Origin of the sequence: Thalassobaculum sp., from assembly GCF_965223715.1 — a bacterium.
Taxonomy (GTDB): domain Bacteria; phylum Pseudomonadota; class Alphaproteobacteria; order Thalassobaculales; family Thalassobaculaceae; genus Thalassobaculum.
Window position 1 is genome coordinate 2,510,016 of record NZ_OZ245012.1, and the last position, 18,105, is coordinate 2,528,120.

Consider the following 18,105-nt stretch of genomic DNA (forward strand, 5'->3'; position numbering starts at 1 on the left):
CCGATTTCCTGCTGGGCCTGGTGCATTCGCCGTGCCGCGACAGAAAATCACGCGTTTCTGCAGTCCGACCGGGGCGCGGGACGCGCCGGGTGCCGGGTGGCCCCGGTCAGGGCGGCAAGGCTTTCCCACCCTCACGCAGGAACCCGGCAAGAACTTCCGTTCCCGATCCTCGCAAGCCCTCCCCCGCCGACACGCCGGACCAAATTCGCGGAAGTCCGCCGATTTCCCCTCGAGTTCTCCCCAGCCGGAAACTGGCCCGACGCTTGCAAAGCTCTCGGCGACAATGATCAGGCAGGTGGGATCATGGACCTCAACGCGATCGATCCACGGGCATCGTCCCCGGCGGCGGACAGCCGCAAATCCAAGTCGTCGACCGGTGACGTCTTCCAGGGCGTCATGCAGATGATGGCGAAGATCGACGAGAACCGGACCGAGAACCAGGCGCGCGAGCGCTCCGATGCCACCCGTCCGTCGCAGACCGACAAGGCCGAGCGCGAACGCCGGGCCGATCGCAAGGAGAAGGCGCCGCGCGAGGACGAGACCGCCGACACCGAGACGGACTCTTCCAAGAAGAAGACCGCTCCTGCTGATGAGCCGGTGGTCGCGCAGCTGCCCATCGAGATGACACAGACGGCGCCGGTCCAGACCGGTGATGTCGAACTGGCGGTCGTCCCCGACGATGCCGCGACCGAGCAGATGGCCAGCGTGAGCGGCCAAGCCGCACCGGCTTCCGCCACTACGGCAGGCGATCAGCAGGCCCCCGCGAAGCAGGCCGCCGCGGCTCAGGTGCAGGCTCAACCGGTTCAGACCCAACCGGCCGCCCAGCCGGCGCAGGCTGCACCCGAGACGCCCGCCGACGACATGGCGGCACTGGTGCGCCAGGCGCTCGGCCAGCGCGACCAGATCGAAGGCGCCGCCAAGACTGCGGGCGCACAGAAACCCGGCGACGGCCAGAAGGCGGACACCGCCTCCGGTCGAGCCGACGCGCTGATGGGCGCCAAGGTGACGGTGGAAGCGCCGGTCCCGGTGGCCCGCTCCCAGGGCGTCTCCTCCGCCGTGCTTGTCCAGGCCCAGCAGGCCGCCGCCGGCGGACAGGTCCAGACGTCGAATGCCAATGGCGGCGCCGGCACGCTCCATGTGGGCGGCAACCAGCCGACCTTCGTCGGCGCCGACGGGTCGTCGAACAATGCCGCGACCGGCCAGAGCGCGAACGGCAACAATGCCGGCGGCCAGAACGCCGGTGCCAACAACCAGTCTCAGAACCAGGGCCAGGGCGGTCAGCCCAACCCGCAGCAGGTGGGGGTCAGCTTCGGCGCGACCATCGGCCAGCGCGGGTTCGGCGGGGAAGCCTCACGCGCCCAGTTCCAGGAAATCCTTGCCACCCGGACCGCGCGGGCCCAGCCCGCGTCGCTTGCCGGGGGCGAGGCTGGACGCCCGACCGGCGTCTCCTCTTCTTCATCGACACCCTTGACCATGGCCGGGGTTGGCGGACCCCAGAGCACGCATACCTCCGCCTCTCCGGTCGACCGGGCGGCCGCAACCGCTCATGGCCGGCCGGGTGCCAATCTGGGCACCCCGGCCGACCAGGTCGCGATGAAGATGTCCGCCACCGCCAAGGATGGTGGCGGCAAGGTCACGATCCGACTGAGCCCGGAAGAACTGGGCAAGGTCGACATCAGGATGGAGATCTCCAAGGAGGGTCTGGTTCGGGCGGTCGTCGCCGTGGACCGGCCGGAAACCCTGGAACTGCTCCAGAGGGATGCCAAGGGTCTGGAACGGGTCCTCCAGGACGCCGGATTGCAGACCGACGGTGAATCTCTCGAATTCGATCTGCGCGGTGACGGCGGCCAGTATGCCGACGACGCCGATGAGGGCGAGGGCGGCAAGGCTCCGGCAGACGGAGCCCTCGCCTCCCAGAGCATCGATGGCGACAGCGTCGCCGCTGACCAACAGGGCGATGAGGGATCCGGCGGCGTGAAGGCCGACGGCAGCCTCGACCTGGTCGCCTAGGAGGTAACGACATGGACGTCTCAAGCACCACGAGCACCAGCTCCAGCAGCACCGGGGCGCCGAGCTCGATGACGGGCCTGGCGGACCAGTACGATCAGTTCCTGACCCTGCTGACCACCCAGCTGCAGAATCAGGACCCGCTGAATCCCATGGATAACAAGGACATGGTGAACCAGCTGGTCAACTTCGCGTCGGTGGAACAGCAGATCAAGCAGAACGACAATCTGGAATCCCTGATCGGACTGCTGAACTCGAGCGCCGACGCCGCCGCGCTGTCCTATATCGGCAAGGACGTGCAGGTCGAAGGCGACATCACCCATTTCGACGGCGAGAACCCGATCACCTTTGGCTACAAGCCGCCGAAGGACACCCAGGAACTCACCGTCAAGATCTACAACAGCGAAGGCAAGGTGGTCCGCGAGTTCGAGGGCAGCACCAGCAGCCAGCGGCACACGGTCACCTGGGACGGCACCGATCAGAACGGCGAGCCCTCCGCACCCGGTCTCTACTACTTCGCCATCGCAGCCGAGAACTCGGAAGGCAAGACGGTTCACGGAACCGTCGACATCACCGGTCGGGTGACCGGCACGGGAACCTCCGACAGCGGCCCGACGCTGCAGATCGGCGAGGCGGAATATTCACTGAGCGAGGTGATGTCGGTCCGAGGGGCTGGCACCGCCTGACATGACCATCCGGCCCCAGAAGGCGGCCGGTCTCCCTAGCCAGAAGGCGCCAGATCAAGCTTCCCGATGCGGACGGCGGCGAGGACCGCGCGCATCCCATGGAGGATAAAAAAAATGAGCGGTATTTATGGCGGCTTGTTCGCTGGCGTGGCGGCCATCAGCGCCCAGTCCACGGCCTTCGCGGCGATCTCCGACAACATCGCGAACGTGAACACGGTCGGCTACAAGGAGACCCGGGTCCGGTTTCAGACCCTGGTGACCGAGTCGGCCAGCGACACCCAGTTCGCTCCGGGCGGCGTCATCGCCCGCCCCTTCACCGACCCGGAGAAGCAGGGCCAGATCCAGGGCACCACCTCGGATACGGACCTGGCGCTGATCGGCGAAGGCTTCTTCGTTGTGAACCAGAACGACGGGTCCGACGGCGAGTTCCTGTTCACCCGTTCCGGTTCCTTCACTCAGGACGAGGACGGAAACCTGAAGAACACGGCCGGCTATTACCTGCAGGGCTGGCGGACCGACACGTCGGGCAACATCATCAACGCCACGACCCAGGACCTGCTGACCAGCCTTGAGACGGTCAACCTGACCGGCTTCAGCGCGGTCGCCAACCCGACCACCCGGCTGAACATCGCCGCCAACCTGCCGGCCGCCTCGGCTGCGGGCACCACGGCAACGACGAACCTGACGATCTTCGACTCGCTGGGCACCGACCACCTGCTGACCATCAACTGGACCAAGTCGGCGGTCGCCAACACGTGGACCTATACGGTCGACCTGACCAACTCCAACGGCAACACCAACCAGGTCGCCGGCCTGCAGACCGTTGTGTTCAACGGCGACGGCACCCTGGAAAGCGTCGATGGAACGGCGGGCGCCACCGGTGCGACGGCCTCGACCGCATTGACGATCCCGGCCAACTTCTTCTCGACCGGCGCTAACGCGTCGACCCCGAACGTCCTCTGGGGCACGTTCGACAGCTCGACCGGACTCGGCCAGTTCGACGACATCTATGAGGCGACCCTGCTGAACCAGGACGGCTCGGGCCCGTCAGACCTGCTGCAGGTCGACATCAGCGACGCTGGTCTCGTCACCGGTCAGTTCCGGAATGGCGAATCGCGAGCCCTTTACCAGCTCGCCCTGGCCTCGGTTCCCGCTGCCACCGAACTGCGGCAGGAGACCGGCAATGCCTATGCCCTGTCCAACGACTCCGGCGAGCTTGTTCTTGCCCGCCCCGGGACCCAGGGATTGGGCTTCGTCGAATCGGAAGCACTCGAGCGGTCGACCGTCGACATCTCGGCCGAGTTCACCGACCTGATCGTGACCCAGCGTGCCTATTCGGCCGCCACCCGGGTCATCACCACGGGCGACGAACTGCTCGACGAAATCATCCGCGTGAAGCGGTAATCGCACCCCCCGCTAGCGATACCGCTCTCCTTAGCCCCGGCCTTCGGGCCGGGGCCCTTTTCCCGATAAGCCTCCGGCAACGCTGGAGCTTTTGCCCAACCGTCACCGCCCCGGCAGATCCGGCGGCGGCATTTTCGCGTGCCTACCCACAAAATGTGCCGCCCGTGCCTGAGCTTAGCCTTTTGTTAAGCGAACGATGGCATCTTCATGTCACCCGATACCAACACACGTACCGGAACATGACCGCACATTCGACCTTTGACTATGCCCCTGCCAATTCGGCCAGCGCCCAGGAAGATCGGGCCACCGAAGTCGTTGGGCCGGACGGAACAATCCTCAGACTGGAGGACCTGCCGCCGCAGAACACTCAGCGATGGGTGATGCGGCGCAAGGCCGAAGTCGTTGCCGCCGTTCGCGGGCGCATGCTCACGGTCGACGAAGCCTGCGAACGCTGGAGCCTCAGCGAGGAGGAGTTCGCCTCCTGGCAGCGTCTGATCGACCGTCACGGCGTCCGTGGCCTGCGCGCCACACGCATCCAGCAGTACCGCCGCAAGGCGGGCTGATGCCCCCTCCCCTGCGCTCGGCGCCGGCTGGCGACGTCGAGCGGAGGGAAGTCGGGCTCTAAAAACCCGTTACCTTCTCCACAACCTTCGCAATCTCCCGCATCAGCCCGCTCCAGGGTTCGCTCGGGCGCTTTCCCATCGGCCGGATCGAGGGGAACCAGGGATCCGTGCCGCCAATCGGATAGCCTTTCGGGATCGGCCGGCCGAAGAACTCAATCCCGGGGGTGGACACCCCGCCGGTGATCGTGGCGACCGACGTGTTGGCGCTCACAACGAAATCCAGCGCCTTGGTCAGCGCGGCCGATCCGTCCAGATCATCGAAGAGATCCAGTTCCTCGAAAGCGTGGATGGTGACACCGAAACGCTCCCGCGCCTGCGCCAGTTCCTCGCGCGCGTCGTCGTACTGAAGGTTCACGAATACCGCATTCCTAAGCCGGAACAGGGGCGCCAGGTCCTCGATAGCGGCATACATGTCCGAACGTAGGCGCCCGCGCAGCCCGCTGCGCCAGGACAGGCCGATCTTCGGCCCAGGGCCGAGAGCCTCGAGCCGTTCGGCGAAGGCCGCGACCCGCTGCGGGTCGGTCTTCAGGAGCGTGCGATCCCGGGGGAAGTCCGCATCGTTCCGCCGGACATACTGGCCAAGACTTCCCGTCGGAAGGGTGACGTCGAACACCTCCTCGCCCCGATCCACCGCCAGATGACGCGCCTCGACAAGCCGCACGTCGGGAAAGCTGCGCGCGAAGAGCGGCATCAGCTTGGCCGAACATTCCAGCGTGATGTCACCCCCCCGGGCCACGACGTCCTGCACCATGGTGGCGAAGCGCAGTTCATCGCCGATACCCTGCTCCCGGAACAGGAAGACGCGCTTGCCCTCAAGGGACTCCGGCAGCGGCGCGGTGACGGGGATCTGGCGCAGCGAGCCGGCATAGGTGGCCGAAAGGAATCGCCATTCATGCAGCGGCCAACCCTCGGACCAGTTGCCTTGCCAGAGCTGGTTCATCCCGAAATGGAAATTAGCCACCGGGTGGGTCGGAACCTCCTTCAAGGCGCGCCTGAAATTCCGGTCGGCCGCGCCATACTCGCCGACCCGGGACAGCACCGTGGCGTAGTTGATGACGGCATCGATCGGCCCGCCGCTGCGCTTCAGGGCCTCACGGAAATGCGGCAGCGCCTGATAGGGGCGGTCGATGGAATTGAGAACGCTGCCCAGGTTCTGGCGCACCCCGGGATGGCCGGGCTCCAGCTTCACGGCCTCCTCGTTGGCCCGCACGGCGTCATCCCAGAGGTCGAGATCCTGAAGCGCATTGCCCAGATTGCTCCAGGCGGTGGACGATTTCGGGTTCACGGCCACAGACCGCCGCAGCAGCTCCGCCGCAGTCTGGTGCTGACGCATCGCGCGGGCGACGATCCCCATCCCCATGAGCGCGTCCGGATGCTCGATATCCTGGTCCAGCACCGCCCGGAACCGGGCGCGGGCGGTGTCGATATCCCCCGCTTCGTAGGCCGCGATCCCGGCCTGCACCCAGGCCGCGTGCTGACGCACCAGCGGATTGCTCGGGTCGGCCCAGCGCGGTGGCGCCTGCCGTGATCCGGGCGTCTTTGCACCTCCCGCCATCGCACACTCCCCCGCTTCCTGCGTCCAACTGGTTCAGTCGGGACTCAAACGACTGCCTCTAATTATCTGTTAACTTTTACAGATAACAGTGATAGCTTGGGTAGGAAAATTTTGCCCACATAGCCATGGACAATGGTGTCAGGGTTTTGTATAAAATTTTACAGAAATTAACGGCAGCATTACCGCCGCGCACCATCGGGGACGCCGACCAGGCCGACGGAATTGCCGTCCGTGCCAGCGCCCGTTTCGAGGTCCGCCTTTCGGACCCGCTTTGGGGGAAGTGACCGATCATGAATCCCTTCGCCGATCTCGTTCGCAACCTCGGACCGGTCCGCCTGGCTGCCCTTATCGGCACGGCGCTCGCCGTGGTCGGGTTCTTCATCTTCCTGGTGTCGCGCCTGTCGAGCGGCAGCATGTCGCTGCTGTATTCGGATCTGGATCCGGCGGATAGCGGCGCCATCGTGCGCGAGCTGGAGAGCCGCAGCATCCCCTACCAGCTCAAGGCCGGCGGCACCCAGGTCTTCGTGCCGTCCGACCAGATGCTGAACCTGCGGGTCAGCCTGGCCGAGCAGGGCATCCCGGGCGGCGGCGGCATCGGCTACGAGGTGTTCGACGAGAGCCAGGGCCTCGGCACGACCAGCTTCGTCCAGAACGTCAACCTGGTCCGCGCCCTGGAAGGCGAACTCGGCCGCACCATTTCGTCGATCCGCAACGTCCGCGCCGCACGCGTCCACCTCGTGCTGCCGCGCCGCGAGCTGTTCTCGCGCCAGCAGCAGGAGCCGAGCGCGTCGGTGGTGCTGCAGACCAACGGCACCCTGCGCCCGGGCAAGGAAGAGATCCTGGCGATCCAGCATCTGGTCGCCGCCGCCGTGCCCCAGCTGACGCCGGAAGGCGTGTCGATCCTCGACGACCGCGGCCAGCTTCTGGCCCGGGGTTTCGGCGAGGAAGGGTCGGCCGCCCTCGCGCTGCAGAACGCCGAGGAAATGCGCCGTGCCTTCGAGAACCGGCTGCGCCAGCAGATCGAGGAACTGGTCGAGCAGACCGTCGGCCTGGGCCGGGTCCGCGCCGAGGTGTCCGCCGACATCAACTACGACCGGCTGACCGAGAGCCGGGAGCGCTACAACCCGGACGAGGTGGTTGCCCGCTCCACCCAGGCAATCGAGGAGACCAACCAGGAATCCGAGCGCGCCGGCGAGGACACGGTCACGGTTCAGAACAACCTGCCGGAAGCCGACGTTAATAACGGCGGCACCACCAACACCTCGACCCGTCAGCAGAACCGGACCGAGGAGACCACCAACTTCGAGATCTCGCGCACCGTCACCGAACGGGTGAAGGAAGGTGGCGAGGTCCAGCGGCTGTCGGTCGCGGTTCTGGTGGACGGCAACTACACGCGCAACGACGACGGCGACCGGGTCTACGAGCCGCGCAGCCAGCAGCAGCTCGACGCGATCGAGACCCTGGTGAAGTCGGCCATCGGCTTCAATGAAGACCGGAACGATGTGGTCGAAGTGGTCAACATGGAGTTCGTGAAGCTCGATCCGGGCGAGCTGGACGACGGGTCGCTGCTGTTCGGCATCTCCAAGGAGGAGCTGCTGCAGCTCGCCGAAGTGCTGGTGCTCGCGGTGGTCGGCCTGCTGGTCATCCTGCTGGTCGTCCGTCCGGTCCTCACCCGCCTGTTCGAGAGCATGCCGACGACTCTGGCCGGCGGCGCCGGCGGGGCCGGCAGCCTGATGGCGGGCGGCGAGATGGCACAGCTCGCCGGTCCGGGTGCCACCGCCGACATGGCCGAACTGCTGGAGGGCGAGGAGGATGCCGAGGAAAGCCTGCTCGACCAGATGATCGACATCAATCAGGTGGAAGGCCGTGTCCGCGCCTCCTCCCTGCGCAAGATCGGCGAGATCGTCGACAAGCACCCGGAAGAGGCCGTGGCCATCATCCGGAACTGGATGTACCAGGAAGGGGCCCAGACCTGATCGGCACCGCGCGGCGCTGCCCTCGGCTGACGCCGCCGCGGGTCGCATGGGGTGGAGCCGGCCTGTTAGGGTGGGCGCATTGACGGTGGTCCGGCCGCCGGAGGAGTGGGGAGCGACTGTGCATGGCCAAGCCTAAGCCGAAGCCGAAGCCCTTCATGTTCGACTACAGCTTCGACGACGGGGCCGACGAGGCGCGTCTGGCCGCCCAGCAGGCCGCCGAGCGCGCCGCCCGGGAGGCCGAGGCGAACAAGCCGCCGACCTACACGGTCGAGGAACTGGAGGCGGCAAAGGCCGATGCCTATGCCCGCGGCCGCCAGGACGGCATGGACGACGCCATGGCCGGCATCGAGCAGCAGGTCGCGCGCACCCTCGACGCGGTCTTCTCGCGGGTCGGCAAGGTGTTCGAGCAGCATGCCGACTGGACCAAGCAGATGGAGAGCGATGCCGCCCGCCTCGGCCTTGCCGTCATGGGCCGGCTGGCGCCGGAACTCTCCCGCGAGCGCGAATTGCCTGAGGTGGAAGCGGTGATCCGCGAGGCCTTCGGCTTCCTGACCGAGCAGCCCAAGGTGATGATCCGCGTCGCCAAGGAGCTTGAGGAGCCGCTGTCGGGCAAGGTCGAACTGATGGCCTCGCGCGTCGGCTACGAGGGCCAGGTGGTGCTGGTGGGCGACCCAGAGCTGCAGATGGACGACTGCCGCGTCTCCTGGCAGGCCGGTGCGGTCGAACGGTCCCTGGATGACGTCTGGGGCCAGATCGACCAGATCACCGAGCGGGTGCTCACCGGCGCACCGAAACGGGCGAAGACCGAGGCCCCGGCCGAGGTCTCCGTGCCGACGCCGGCTGAGGACGCCCCCGACGAGACGCCCAACGAACAGCCCGAGGCGGAGCCCGACGAGATGGGCGCTGCCGACCCGCAATCCATTCCCGCCTGATAGGAGGACGCCATGTCCGACGACGATCTCAATCTCGACGACCTGGACGACGACGACATGGCGGCGGCCATGGCCCAGCAGGACGCCGACGATCCCGAAGAGATGCTCGGCGACGACGGCAAGGGCCAGATCACCGCGCGCGAGCTCGAGGCGGTCTACGACATCCCGGTTCAGGTGTCCGCCGTCCTCGGCAAGACCAGCATGCAGGTCAGCCAGCTGCTGAAGCTCGGCCGCGGCGCCGTGGTGGAGCTCGACCGCAAGGTCGGCGAGGCCATCGACATCTACGTGAACAACCGCCTCGTCGCCCGCGGCGAAGTGGTGATCGTCGACGAGCGGCTCGGCGTGACCATGACGGAAATCATCAAGTCCGACCGGCCGGCCTGATGGCCGACGGACGGCTGTGACGCACCGGAGGGAACGGCACCGTGCCGGATGACGGAGAACGACGCATGGCGGATGCGGACTACGTGCCTTCGCGCGCTGCCCCCCAGACCGGTGGGGGCACGGTGTCCTATGACGTCCCGTCGACCGGCAGGACGGTGGACGGCGCGCTGCTGATCGGCCTGGTCGCCGCCTTCGTCCTGGTGGCCGCGGCGATGATGTGGAGCGGCTCGCTCGCCTCGTTCTGGAACCTGCCCAGCGTCCTGATCGTGCTGCTGGGGACCATGGCGGTGACCACGGTCTCCTTCTCGATCGGCGAGGCGTTCGGCGTCCTTCCGCTGATCTTCCACACGATCTTCCCGCCGCAGCGCGACAGCCGCCGCGCCTGCGAACGCGCCATGAACCTGGCCGAGATCGGCCGGCGCGCCGGCGTGCTCGCCCTGGACGCGATCCTGCCGCAGCTCGTCAACGAGCCGTTCCTGCAGCGCGCCGTCGCCATGGCGGTGGACGGCGCCAACCCGGACCAGATCGAGGAAGTGCTGCACACCGAGATCGAGGCGACGACCGAGCGCATGACCCGGTCGGCCAACGTCCTGCGCCGGGCGGCGGAAGTGGCGCCGGCCATGGGCCTGATCGGCACGCTGGTCGGCCTGATCCAGATGCTGTCCACCCTGAACGACCCGAACAGCATCGGCCCGGCCATGGCCGTCGCCCTGCTGACGACATTCTACGGTGCGGTGATGGCCTACATGATCTTCGCGCCGGTGGCGGCGAAGGTGGACCGCAATGCGGCCGACGAGCGGCTGATCCAGCAGATCTACATGGTCTGCGCGACCTCCATCGCCCGTCAGGAGAACCCGCGCCAGCTCGAGACCATGCTCAACACGGTCCTGCCGCCTTCCCAGCGGCTGACCTTCTACACCTGACCGAATAGCCCGTCGGAGACTGATAGATGCGTCTGTTGATCGTCGGAACCCTGGAAGGCCACATCAGTGCGGCCGGGCAGATCGCGCTCCAGCGCGGCGCCAAGGTGAGCCATGTGGATGGCATCGAGGCCGGGCTGAAGATCCTGCGCGAGGGGCCGGGTGCCGACCTGACCATGGTCGATATCCGCCAGCCCGTCGCCAAGATGCTGAAGCAGATGAAGCAGGAGCGGATCAACTGCCCTGTGGTCGCCTGCGGCGTGCAGTCGGACCCCGATGCCGCGGTCGCCGCAATCCGCGCCGGCGCCAAGGAATACATGCCGCTGCCGCCCAACGCGGAGCTGATCGCCGCCATCCTCGCCGCCGTCGCCGAGGAGCAGACCTCGGTCATCTTCCGCGACCCGATCATGGCCGGCGTGCTGAAGCTGGCCGACCAGATCGCCCCCTCCGACGCCAGCGTGCTGATCACCGGCGAGTCCGGCACCGGTAAGGAGGTGCTGGCCCGCTACGTCCACACCAAGTCGCGCCGCGCCAACGAAAAGTTCGTGTCGGTGAACTGTGCGGCGATCCCCGACAACCTGCTGGAATCAGAGCTGTTCGGCCACGAGAAGGGCGCGTTCACCGGCGCGGTCGCCAAGCGCATCGGCAAGTTCGAGGAAGCCCATGGCGGCACCCTGCTGCTGGACGAAATCAGCGAGATGGACATCCGCCTGCAGGCCAAGCTGCTGCGCGCGATCCAGGAGCGCGAGATCGACCGGGTCGGCGGCAGCACGCCGGTGAAGGTCGACATCCGCCTGATCGCCACCTCGAACCGCGACCTGGAACGCCATGTCCAGAACGGCCACTTCCGCGAGGACCTGTATTTCCGGCTGAACGTGTTCAACCTGCAGCTCCCGGCTCTGCGCGACCGGCCGGGCGACATCCGCGCACTGGCCGGCCATTTTGCCAAGAAATACGCCGAGGCCAACGGCGCGCCGGAACGGCCGCTGACCGAGGGCGCGCTGGCCCGGCTGGAGAGCCATACCTGGCGCGGGAACGTGCGCGAGCTGGAGAATACGATGCACCGCGCGGTGCTGCTGGCCCATGGCGACGCGATTGACGTGGACGCCATCATCCTGACCGGCGAAGGCATGACGCCCGCCTCGCCGACCCCGGCCTTCTCCAGCACGCCGCGCGCCGAGCCGGCGGCGCCCGCGCCTGCAGCCCCGCAGTCCCACGCTCCGGCCCCCGCGGCGCCGGCCGAGCCGTCCGGCCCGGTCGTGACCGAAACCGGGAGCCTGGTCGGCCGCACGGTGGCCGATGTGGAACGGCATCTGATCATCGACACCCTGTCCCATTGCCTCGGCAACCGGACCCATGCGGCGAACATCCTGGGGATTTCTATCCGCACCCTGCGCAACAAGGTGAAGCAGTACACCGACGAGGGCTTCGACGTGCCGTCGCCGGGCGACGGCGACCGGGTCGCGGGCTGAGGCCACGGATGATGCGCCCCTCTGCTCCCCCTCCCCCCTCTCCGCGTCTCCCCGGCCCCGTGCCGGGGCCCACGGCGCGGCGCGGCCGGACGTTGCCGGGAGAGGCTCGTGCATCGTCGGGGGTGGGCCCCGGCACAAGGCCGGGGAGTGCGTTTGGGATCGGTCTGACTCCGAACACCCAGCACCGTGGGATCGGCTGAACCATGGCGGACACGTCCAATCAGGCCGGAGGCGGCGGCAACCGGGGCGGCGGAGGCGGCGGCTTCTCCATGCCGTCCCTGAGCCTGGAGAGCCTCTCCAAGCGCGGCGATCTGATGCTGGCGACCGGCGTGATCGCCATCCTGTCGGTGCTGATCCTGCCGATGCCGACCTGGCTGCTGGATTTCAGCCTGGCGATCAGCCTGGTGTTCTCCGTGCTGATCCTGATGACCGTCCTGTTCATCGAGAAGCCGCTGCAGTTCAGCTCCTTCCCGACGATCCTGCTGATCGCCACCATGCTGCGGCTGTCCCTGAATCTGGCCTCCACCCGCCTCATCCTGGGCGAAGGCCATACCGGTCCGGATGCTGCGGGACAGGTCATCGAGGCCTTCGGCAACTTCATGATGTCCGGCAACCCGGTAATCGGCGTGATCGTCTTCGCCATCCTGGTGCTGGTGAACTTCATCGTCATCACCAAGGGTTCCGGCCGTATCGCCGAAGTGTCCGCCCGCTTCAGCCTGGACGCCATGCCGGGCAAGCAGATGGCGATCGATGCCGACCTGTCGAGCGGCCTGATCAATGAGGACGAGGCCCGCAAGCGTCGCGAGGAGCTGACCTCGGAGAGCAGCTTCTACGGCTCCATGGACGGTGCGTCGAAGTTCGTGCGTGGCGACGCCATCGCCGGCCTGCTGATCACCTTCATCAACGTCATCGGCGGCATGATCATCGGCATGGCGCAGAACGACCTGTCGTTCTCCGAGGCTGCCAATACCTACACGATCCTGACCGTGGGCGACGGCCTGGTCAGCCAGATCCCCGCCCTGATCGTCTCCACCGCCGCCGGTATGCTGGTGACCAAGGCGGGGACCGAGGGATCGGCCGACAAAGCGGTGTTCGGCCAGCTCGGCGGCTATCCCAAGGCGCTGGCGATGAGCGCAGGGCTGATGGTGATCATGTCCACCCTGCCCGGCATCCCGATGCTGCCCTTCCTGATGATCGCCGCGGCGACCGGCGGCGGTGCCTACTATCTGTGGCGCCAGACCGAGACGATGGCCCAGAAGGAACAGGAGGCCGCCGAGGTGGAGGCCGCCGCCCCGCCGCCGGAGGAGCCGATCGGCTCGGCCCTGCATATCGACCTGATCCGCCTGGAGCTGGGCTACGGCCTGCTGCCGCTGATCAACGAGGCGATCGAGGGCCAGCGGCTGACCGACCAGATCAAGGCGCTGCGCCGCCAGCTCGCGGTGGAGAGCGGCTTCATCATGCCGCAGGTCCGCATCCAGGATAACCTGCAGCTCGGCGCCAACGCTTATGTCATCCGGATCAAGGAGATCGAGGTCGGCACCGGCGAGCTGCGGCCGAACCGGCTGCTGGTGATGGACCCGGGCGGCGGCCAGATCGACCTGCCGGGTACCGCCACGCGGGAGCCGACCTTCGGCCTGCCGGCCATGTGGGTGGCGCCGGAGAACCGCGAGGAGGCCCTGTTCAAGGGCTATACGGTGGTGGACCCGTCGACGGTCATCACCACCCACCTGACGGAAACGATCCGCGACCACATGTCGGAGCTGCTGTCCTACGGCGAGACCCAGAAGCTGCTGGACGAGTTGGCGCCGGAGCACCAGAAGCTGGTCGCCGACATCATCCCGGGCCAGATCTCGCTCGGCGGACTGCAGCGGGTGCTGCAGAGCCTGCTGAACGAGCGCGTGTCGATCCGCGACCTGCCGACGATCCTGGAGGGCGTGGGCGAGGCCGCCGGCTACAGCCGCAACGTGTCCACCATCACCGAGCACGTGCGCTCGCGCCTGGCCCGCCAGATCAGCGAGTCCCAGGCGGGCGAGGACGGGGTGATCCCGCTGGTGTCGCTGTCGCCGGAATGGGAGCAGGCCTTCGCGGAATCCATGGTCGGCCAGGGCGACGACCGGCAGCTCTCCATGGCGCCGAGCCGGCTGCAGCAGTTCATCACGACGATCCGCCACCAGTTCGACAAGTACACCGCGATGGGCGAACAGCCCGCGCTGCTGACCTCGCCGGCGATCCGGCCCTATGTCCGCTCGATCGTCGAGCGTTTCCGACCGCAGACCGTGATAATATCGCAGAACGAAATCCATCCGAAGGCGAAGATCCGCACCCTTGGGCAGATCTGAGAACGCCCGGAACCGTATGTAGACTGAGATCCGCGGCACAAGCGGACGGCACAAGGAATAAGCGGGGCCACGACTAAGGCATGCGTCTAAAGACCTTCACCGCACCCTCGATGAACGAGGCCATGCAGCTCGTCAAAACCCATCTGGGTCCGGACGCGATCATCGTGTCGACCCAGAAGGGCGAAGGCGGGATCGGCGTGCGCCTGACCGCAGCGATCGAGGCACCGGAGGAGGAGGACGCCTGGGATTATGACGAGGACCAGATCGACCCGATCGACGAGATCGTCGAGGCCCTGACCCATCACAACGTGATCGCCGAACTCTCGGAGAAGATCACCCGCATCGCCAGCTCCCTGGACGCCGACGACGCCAAACTGGCCCTGGCCGGCGCGCTCGACCAGCATTTCAAGTTCCAGCCGCTGCCGGTCACCGGCACCCGGCCGATCGTCCTGGTCGGCCTGCCCGGGGCCGGCAAGACGGTGACCACCGCCAAGCTGGCCACCCGCCAGGTGATGAAGAAGAAGCCGGTCAACGTCATCACCACCGATACGGTGCGCGCCGGCGGCTACGACCAGTTGGAAGCCTTCACCCGGCTGCTGAAGGTCGACCTGCTGACCGCCGGCACCTGCGACGAGTTGAGCGATGCCGTGGCGGCCGGCGCGCCCGGCACCCTGACCCTGGTCGATTGTGCCGGCGGCAATCCGTTCGATCCGGAAGATTTGGAGCACCAGCGCCGTCTAGTGGAGGGGCTGGACGCCGAAATGGTGCTGGTCATGGCCGCCGGGACCGACCCGCTCGACGCCATCGACCAGGCCCGGGCCTATGCCCGGATCGGCGCCCGACGGCTGATCGCCACCCGCCTCGACATCGCCAGGCGCCTGGGCTCGATCCTGGCGGCGGCCGATGCCGGACGCCTTGCCTTCGCCGAAGTCGGCATCGGTTCGGGGGTCGCCGACGGCCTCGGCCCCCTCAACCCGGTCTCTTTGGCGCGACTCTTGCTTCCCAATGAACACTCGGCCCGCGAGGAAGCGGCAGAATGACGGTAAGGAAAGGACCTGAAATGGTTCCCAGTGACGCCCCCGCGCCGACGGGTGGCAAGCTTCAGAAGGCGACGAACCTGATCGCCGTGGCGTCCGGGAAGGGCGGAGTCGGCAAGACATGGTTCTCCGTCACGCTGTGCCACGCCCTGGCGCGGATGGGTCGCAAGGTCCTGCTGTTCGATGCCGTTCTCGGCCTCGCCAACGTGGACATCCAGCTCGGCCTCATGCCCCAGCGCGACCTGGGCGGCGTGCTGTCCGGCCGGCTGACCCTGGCCCAGGCCAAGGTGCGCTACGACGACGGCAAGTTCGACATCATCGCCGGCCGCTCCGGCTCCGGAAACCTGGCCCAGCTTCCCTCGGCCAAGCTCGCCAGCCTCGGCACCGAACTCGTGCAGCTCTGCGCCGGCTACGACACCGTGGTGATGGACCTCGGCGCCGGCCTCGACCGCACCGTGCGGATGCTGGCGGCTCGGGCCGGGACGTGTCTCGTCGTCACCACCCCGGAACCGACATCGCTGACCGACGCCTATGCCTTCGTGAAGGTGGTCATCGGCTCCGACAGCGGTGCGGATGTGCGGGTGGTGGTGAACAACGCCGATACCCGCGGCGAAGGCCTGAAGACCTATGAGACTCTGCGCAAGGCCTGCCAGAACTTCCTGCACGTCACCCCGCCGATGGCCGAGGTGATCCGCCGCGACCGCAAGGTCTCCGAAGCGATCCGGGCCCAGGTGCCCCTGCTCACCCGCGCGCCGACCTCCGATGCCGGAAGCGACGTGGAGCGGATCGCCGACGGCCTGATCCATGGCGACGACTGACCGCGCAGCGATGAGCCCGGCACCATGACCGACGGGGCATCCGGGCCCCCTCCCCTCCCGCCGGGCTCCGGCTCGAAACCGGCGGCCACGCCTACGCCCGCCCAAGGCCCGTCTCCCCAGGGTCAGCCGGCCCAGGGTCAGCCGGCCCAGGGTCAGGCCACTCAGACCCCCACGGGACAGCCGGGCCAGACTGCGTCCCCGCAGCCGGCCAGCAGTCCCGCCCAGGCCCAGCAGCCATTGCCCCCGGACCTCGCCCGCGCTCAACCCGGCACGGTGATCGAGGCCGAAGCGGTGACCCGCAATGCCGACGGCAGCGTCACCCTGCGCACCGCCCAGGGCGACATCCGCGCCGACCTCTCCCGCGCCCAGGTGGCCGAGCTGCTGCGGAACGGCGGCCGGGTCAGCGTGGAACTGCGCAATCCAACCGCCACACCGCCCCAGCTCGTCGTCACCATGCGTCCCGGCGGCGTCACCCAGCCGGCCGTCTCCACCGGCACCAACACGCCGGCGCCGACCGTGCCCCTGACCGTGGGCCGCATTCTTCAGGCGGTCACCGTCCCGGGCCCGGCACCGGTCCCAACCGGGCAGACGCCGGCCACGCCGCAGGGTCCGCTCCCGGGTCAGCCGGCGGTGCCGACGGGTGCCGCGGCACCGGCGACGCCCGCAGCGCCGGGAACATCTTCTTCTGCTCCAGGACAGCCCGCTGCACCGGCCACCGGCCAGACACCTGGCGCACCGCCGGCCGCCGCTCCGGCCACGCCCCCCGCCGCACCCGGCCCGAGCGCACTCGCGGTTCAGTCGGCCTATCGCAACGCCTTAGGCCTCACGGGTCGGGCCGATCAGGCGCCGTCGCCGCAGACGCCACAGGGCACGCCGGTACCCGCAGGCGCGCCGGCCGGCGCGAGTTCCGGTGCCGGGTTGGCCGCGGCGACCGTGCCGAGCACACCGGGCGGCTCGCAATTGCCGGTCGGCGCGGTGGTGACCGTGCGGGTGCTGGCCACCGGCGCCGAGGCTGCCCGCTTCGTCGGCGCCCGGGTCGACGGCCCTCCCACGCCGGCCGCCGGTAGCGGCTCGTCGACCGTCCTGGCCGGCACCGTCTCCGGCGTGACCCAGTCCGGCCGCCCCGTGGTGGCCACCCCCTTCGGCCATCTGGCCATCAACGCCACCAGCGATCTCAGGATCGGCGACCGGGTGGCGCTGGACGTGCTGGCCAGCCGGGTCGGCGAGATGCCGACGGCCGAGCGTCCCGCCCCGCTCTCCGTGCTGGCGCGCGAATGGCCGGCGCTGGAAGGCGCGATGCGGGCCCTGCAGGAGGCACTCGGCCCTCAGGCGGCCGCCCAAATGACCCAGGCCATGGTCCGCCCCTCACCGCAGATGACGGCGGCCATGTTGTTCTTCATGAACGCGCTGAAGGTCGGCGACATGCGCTCCTGGTTCGGGAACGACGCCTCCAGGGCACTTGAAAGCGCGGGGCGCGGCGGGCTGCTGTCGGCCCTGGCGGAGGATTTCCAGACCTTGCAGCGCGCGGCCGAGCCCGGCGACAACGGCTGGCGTGCGTTTCTGGTGCCCGTGGTCGGCGACGAGAAGCGGCCGATCCGGATCCTGACCCGCGGCCGTCGCGGCGGACGCGGCAAGGACGGGAGTGCCGGCGACGACGGCACCGCCTTCCTGGTCGATCTGGAGCTGTCCCAGCTCGGCCCGTTCCGGCTCGACGGGCTGGTGCGCAACGACCTGGTCGACCTGTGGATCCGCACCACGAAACCGTTGCCCGGCCTGGTCCGCCATGACATCAAGGCGCTGTTCGACGGCACCCTGGACCGCACCGGCATCCAGGGCCGCCTCGCCTTCAAGGCGACCCCTGTCCTCCCGCCGCTGCCTGTCGCCGAGCTTCAGACCGGGGCCGCGGGCGATACGGAGTCGCTGTTCGCCTGACCGACCTGTGACGAAGGATC

14 protein-coding genes are annotated in these 18,105 nt (G+C 68.0%); 13 read left to right on the forward strand and 1 reads right to left on the reverse strand.

All coding sequences use genetic code 11. The annotated features are described in order from the left end of the window. Positions 1 to 303 precede the first annotated feature (303 nt). The 4 genes from ACOQOP_RS11550 (at position 304) to ACOQOP_RS11565 (ending at position 4,660) form a co-directional block, all read left to right on the forward strand. Positions 304 to 2,010, forward strand: coding sequence for a flagellar hook-length control protein FliK (locus tag ACOQOP_RS11550; protein WP_420566486.1), 1,707 nt, complete (start codon positions 304 to 306; stop codon positions 2,008 to 2,010). An 11-nt stretch (positions 2,011 to 2,021) separates the two neighbouring features. Then, a complete protein-coding gene (locus tag ACOQOP_RS11555; RefSeq protein ID WP_420566487.1) occupies positions 2,022 to 2,693 on the forward strand; it encodes a flagellar hook assembly protein FlgD in 672 nt (223 codons plus the stop codon). A 114-nt stretch (positions 2,694 to 2,807) separates the two neighbouring features. Beyond that, a complete protein-coding gene (locus ACOQOP_RS11560; protein ID WP_420566488.1) occupies positions 2,808 to 4,097 on the forward strand; it encodes a flagellar hook protein FlgE in 1,290 nt (429 codons plus the stop codon). Positions 4,098 to 4,336: 239 nt separating this feature from the next. After that, a complete protein-coding gene (locus ACOQOP_RS11565; RefSeq protein WP_420566489.1) occupies positions 4,337 to 4,660 on the forward strand; it encodes a DUF1153 domain-containing protein in 324 nt (107 codons plus the stop codon). Between the two features lie 58 nt (positions 4,661 to 4,718). Here ACOQOP_RS11565 and ACOQOP_RS11570 read toward each other — a convergent pair whose 3' ends face one another. After that, positions 4,719 to 6,275 carry a tetratricopeptide repeat protein gene (locus ACOQOP_RS11570; RefSeq protein WP_420566490.1) on the reverse strand — a complete coding sequence of 519 codons (1,557 nt, stop codon included), beginning with the start codon at positions 6,273 to 6,275 and terminating at the stop codon, positions 4,719 to 4,721. Between the two features lie 290 nt (positions 6,276 to 6,565). On the opposite strand from ACOQOP_RS11570, the gene fliF reads away from it, so the two are divergent. The 9 genes from fliF (at position 6,566) to ACOQOP_RS11615 (ending at position 18,085) form a co-directional block, all read left to right on the forward strand. Then, positions 6,566 to 8,251, forward strand: a complete 1,686-nt coding sequence (gene fliF / locus ACOQOP_RS11575) for a flagellar basal-body MS-ring/collar protein FliF (RefSeq protein ID WP_420566491.1) — start codon at positions 6,566 to 6,568, stop codon at positions 8,249 to 8,251. A gap of 122 nt (positions 8,252 to 8,373) precedes the next feature. Continuing rightward, positions 8,374 to 9,183, forward strand: a complete 810-nt coding sequence (locus tag ACOQOP_RS11580) for a hypothetical protein (protein WP_420566492.1) — start codon at positions 8,374 to 8,376, stop codon at positions 9,181 to 9,183. A 102-nt stretch (positions 9,184 to 9,285) separates the two neighbouring features. Continuing rightward, entirely contained in the window at positions 9,286 to 9,567 is a 282-nt protein-coding gene (fliN, locus tag ACOQOP_RS11585) for a flagellar motor switch protein FliN (protein ID WP_420566528.1), read from the forward strand. 65 nt (positions 9,568 to 9,632) lie between these two features. Beyond that, positions 9,633 to 10,490: a motility protein A gene (locus ACOQOP_RS11590; protein WP_420566493.1), complete on the forward strand. Its 858-nt coding sequence runs from the start codon at positions 9,633 to 9,635 to the stop codon at positions 10,488 to 10,490. 26 nt (positions 10,491 to 10,516) lie between these two features. Continuing rightward, entirely contained in the window at positions 10,517 to 11,959 is a 1,443-nt protein-coding gene (locus ACOQOP_RS11595; RefSeq protein WP_420566494.1) for a sigma-54 interaction domain-containing protein, read from the forward strand. 203 nt (positions 11,960 to 12,162) lie between these two features. Next, positions 12,163 to 14,298, forward strand: coding sequence for a flagellar biosynthesis protein FlhA (gene flhA, locus ACOQOP_RS11600; protein WP_420566495.1), 2,136 nt, complete (start codon positions 12,163 to 12,165; stop codon positions 14,296 to 14,298). Positions 14,299 to 14,378: 80 nt separating this feature from the next. Then, positions 14,379 to 15,338: a hypothetical protein gene (locus ACOQOP_RS11605; protein ID WP_420566496.1), complete on the forward strand. Its 960-nt coding sequence runs from the start codon at positions 14,379 to 14,381 to the stop codon at positions 15,336 to 15,338. Positions 15,339 to 15,358: 20 nt separating this feature from the next. Then, entirely contained in the window at positions 15,359 to 16,153 is a 795-nt protein-coding gene (locus tag ACOQOP_RS11610) for a MinD/ParA family protein (protein ID WP_420566497.1), read from the forward strand. A 237-nt stretch (positions 16,154 to 16,390) separates the two neighbouring features. Further along, complete coding sequence (locus ACOQOP_RS11615) at positions 16,391 to 18,085, forward strand: hypothetical protein (protein ID WP_420566498.1); 1,695 nt, start codon at positions 16,391 to 16,393, stop codon at positions 18,083 to 18,085. Positions 18,086 to 18,105: the final 20 nt, after the last annotated feature.

Coding starts and splice junctions, on each gene's coding strand:
- ACOQOP_RS11580 (WP_420566492.1), top strand. CDS start 8,374: ATGGCCAAGCCTAAGCCGAAGCCGAAGCCCTTCATGTTCGACTACAGC.
- fliF (WP_420566491.1), top strand. CDS start 6,566: ATGAATCCCTTCGCCGATCTCGTTCGCAACCTCGGACCGGTCCGCCTG.
- ACOQOP_RS11550 (WP_420566486.1), top strand. CDS start 304: ATGGACCTCAACGCGATCGATCCACGGGCATCGTCCCCGGCGGCGGAC.
- ACOQOP_RS11610 (WP_420566497.1), top strand. CDS start 15,359: ATGGTTCCCAGTGACGCCCCCGCGCCGACGGGTGGCAAGCTTCAGAAG.
- ACOQOP_RS11555 (WP_420566487.1), top strand. CDS start 2,022: ATGGACGTCTCAAGCACCACGAGCACCAGCTCCAGCAGCACCGGGGCG.
- flhA (WP_420566495.1), top strand. CDS start 12,163: ATGGCGGACACGTCCAATCAGGCCGGAGGCGGCGGCAACCGGGGCGGC.
- ACOQOP_RS11590 (WP_420566493.1), top strand. CDS start 9,633: ATGGCGGATGCGGACTACGTGCCTTCGCGCGCTGCCCCCCAGACCGGT.
- ACOQOP_RS11565 (WP_420566489.1), top strand. CDS start 4,337: ATGACCGCACATTCGACCTTTGACTATGCCCCTGCCAATTCGGCCAGC.
- fliN (WP_420566528.1), top strand. CDS start 9,286: ATGCTCGGCGACGACGGCAAGGGCCAGATCACCGCGCGCGAGCTCGAG.
- ACOQOP_RS11570 (WP_420566490.1), bottom strand. CDS start 6,275: ATGGCGGGAGGTGCAAAGACGCCCGGATCACGGCAGGCGCCACCGCGC.
- ACOQOP_RS11595 (WP_420566494.1), top strand. CDS start 10,517: ATGCGTCTGTTGATCGTCGGAACCCTGGAAGGCCACATCAGTGCGGCC.
- ACOQOP_RS11605 (WP_420566496.1), top strand. CDS start 14,379: ATGCGTCTAAAGACCTTCACCGCACCCTCGATGAACGAGGCCATGCAG.
- ACOQOP_RS11560 (WP_420566488.1), top strand. CDS start 2,808: ATGAGCGGTATTTATGGCGGCTTGTTCGCTGGCGTGGCGGCCATCAGC.